Source organism: Paenibacillus arenilitoris, from assembly GCF_014705655.1.
In the GTDB taxonomy this organism is placed as follows: Bacteria; Bacillota; Bacilli; order Paenibacillales; family Paenibacillaceae; genus Pristimantibacillus; species Pristimantibacillus arenilitoris.
Genome location: NZ_JACXIY010000079.1, coordinates 1 through 1915 on the forward strand (window position 1 = coordinate 1; position 1915 = coordinate 1915).

16 tRNA genes and 1 rRNA gene are annotated in these 1915 nt (G+C 50.8%); all 17 read right to left on the reverse strand.

Annotation, left to right across the window (positions count from 1 at the left end):
* Window positions 1–134 precede the first annotated feature (134 nt).
* Window positions 135–216: transfer RNA gene (locus IDH41_RS30985), tRNA-Leu, on the reverse strand.
* Between the two features lie 13 nt (window positions 217–229).
* Window positions 230–306: transfer RNA gene (locus IDH41_RS30990), tRNA-Arg, on the reverse strand.
* Between the two features lie 24 nt (window positions 307–330).
* A tRNA-Cys gene (locus IDH41_RS30995) sits at window positions 331–404 on the reverse strand.
* A 7-nt stretch (window positions 405–411) separates the two neighbouring features.
* A tRNA-Gly gene (locus IDH41_RS31000) sits at window positions 412–486 on the reverse strand.
* Window positions 487–493: 7 nt separating this feature from the next.
* A tRNA-Gln gene (locus tag IDH41_RS31005) sits at window positions 494–568 on the reverse strand.
* 28 nt (window positions 569–596) lie between these two features.
* Window positions 597–672: transfer RNA gene (locus tag IDH41_RS31010), tRNA-His, on the reverse strand.
* Between the two features lie 21 nt (window positions 673–693).
* A tRNA-Trp gene (locus IDH41_RS31015) sits at window positions 694–767 on the reverse strand.
* 9 nt (window positions 768–776) lie between these two features.
* A tRNA-Tyr gene (locus IDH41_RS31020) sits at window positions 777–860 on the reverse strand.
* Window positions 861–863: 3 nt separating this feature from the next.
* Window positions 864–939: transfer RNA gene (locus IDH41_RS31025), tRNA-Thr, on the reverse strand.
* A 19-nt stretch (window positions 940–958) separates the two neighbouring features.
* Window positions 959–1034 (reverse strand) — tRNA-Phe (locus tag IDH41_RS31030).
* Window positions 1035–1046: 12 nt separating this feature from the next.
* Window positions 1047–1123, reverse strand: a tRNA-Asp gene (locus IDH41_RS31035).
* Between the two features lie 36 nt (window positions 1124–1159).
* A tRNA-Met gene (locus IDH41_RS31040) sits at window positions 1160–1236 on the reverse strand.
* A 15-nt stretch (window positions 1237–1251) separates the two neighbouring features.
* Window positions 1252–1327 (reverse strand) — tRNA-Val (locus IDH41_RS31045).
* Between the two features lie 69 nt (window positions 1328–1396).
* Window positions 1397–1471 (reverse strand) — tRNA-Glu (locus IDH41_RS31050).
* Window positions 1472–1477: 6 nt separating this feature from the next.
* Window positions 1478–1568 (reverse strand) — tRNA-Ser (locus IDH41_RS31055).
* A 4-nt stretch (window positions 1569–1572) separates the two neighbouring features.
* A tRNA-Asn gene (locus IDH41_RS31060) sits at window positions 1573–1648 on the reverse strand.
* 186 nt (window positions 1649–1834) lie between these two features.
* Window positions 1835–1915 (reverse strand): 23S ribosomal RNA (locus tag IDH41_RS31065); the annotation flags it as partial.

Here is a 1915-nt window from a genome sequence, read left to right on the forward strand (position 1 = left end):
TATGTGTCAGCTATGCACTTCCGCCACCTCGCGGTGTACTGGAGACTTTCACTCCTTAGTCGATGCGCTGCCAAGCGCACCAAAAAAACGTTGTTTGTACTTATCGTACAAACAACGTTCTCGTTCGCAATTGATGGTGCCGGTGAGAGGACTCGAACCTCCACGGTTTCCCTCACGATTTTGAGTCGCGCGCGTCTGCCATTCCGCCACACCGGCAATTGAAAGAAAATGGCGTGCCCTAAGAGATTCGAACTCCTGACCTTTTGATTCGTAGTCAAACGCTCTATCCAGCTGAGCTAAGGGCACATATGATTTTCTTCAAAAAAATTGTGGAGGCGCCACCCAGACTCGAACTGGGGGTAAAGCTTTTGCAGAGCTCTGCCTTACCACTTGGCTATGGCGCCAAAGTAATGGAGCGGAAGACGGGAATCGAACCCGCGACCCTCGCCTTGGCAAGGCGATGCTCTACCGCTGAGCCACTTCCGCATAAAAATGGCTGGGGATCTAGGGATCGAACCTAGGAATGACGGAGTCAAAGTCCGTTGCCTTACCGCTTGGCTAATCCCCAACAATATCTTCTTCTTCTAATGTGTTAATGGGGCGATCGATGGGACTTGAACCCACGAATGCCGGAGCCACAATCCGGTGCGTTAACCCCTTCGCCACGACCGCCATAACAACACATTATTCAATTGGCAGGGGCAGCAGGAATTGAACCCACACCAAAGGTTTTGGAGACCTTTGTTCTACCTTTAAACTATGCCCCTATGGTAATTTGGTGGAGGATGATGGATTCGAACCACCGAACCGTGAGGAAGAGATTTACAGTCTCCCGCGTTTGGCCACTTCGCTAATCCTCCACATGGTGCCGTCGAGAGGACTTGAACCCCCAACCTACTGATTACAAGTCAGTTGCTCTACCAATTGAGCTACAACGGCATATTCATTTGGACTTACATGGTGGCTCGGGACGGAATCGAACCGCCGACACGAGGATTTTCAGTCCTCTGCTCTACCAACTGAGCTACCGAGCCTGATGATTTGAATGGCGGAGCTGACGGGATTCGAACCCGCGGTCTCCTGCGTGACAGGCAGGCATGTTAGGCCTCTACACCACAGCTCCACATCATATTCTCGGATGCTTCCGATGGGTAAAATTTGGTTGCGGGGGCAGGATTTGAACCTGCGGCCTTCGGGTTATGAGCCCGACGAGCTACCGGGCTGCTCCACCCCGCGTCGTTAATAATCTTATGGTGGAGGATGACGGGATCGAACCGCCGACCCTCTGCTTGTAAGGCAGATGCTCTCCCAGCTGAGCTAATCCTCCATGTCTTGAGCGACTTTTATATCTTATCACATGCTAGATTTCAAAGTCAAGCTCTATTTTAAGTTTTTTTGGTGACCCGTAGGGGATTCGAACCCCTGTTACCTCCGTGAAAGGGAGGTGTCTTAACCCCTTGACCAACGGGCCGCAATATGGCAGAGAGGAAGGGATTCGAACCCTCGAGACCCGGTTAGAGCCTACACGATTTCCAATCGTGCTCCTTCGACCACTCGGACACCTCTCTATAATGGCTCCCCGAACAGGACTCGAACCTGTGACAACTCGATTAACAGTCGAGTGCTCTACCAACTGAGCTATCAGGGAATATAAGTGCAATATGACCAAAGCATTGCGCCTTGAAAACTGGATACGAAAGATAATCTGTAGAGCCTTTAGTTTGTTTTTGGGACCCCCGCAAAGTATTCGGAATACTCCTTGAAGCCTAAGCTTCACTTTGTGGGGTACATAAGCATATGCTTACGATGCCAGATTTTCCTGTCGGAAAACTTTTAGGATAAGCCCTCGACCGATTAGTATTCGTCAGCTGCACGCATTGCTGCGCTTCCACCCCGAACCTATCAACCTCGTCGT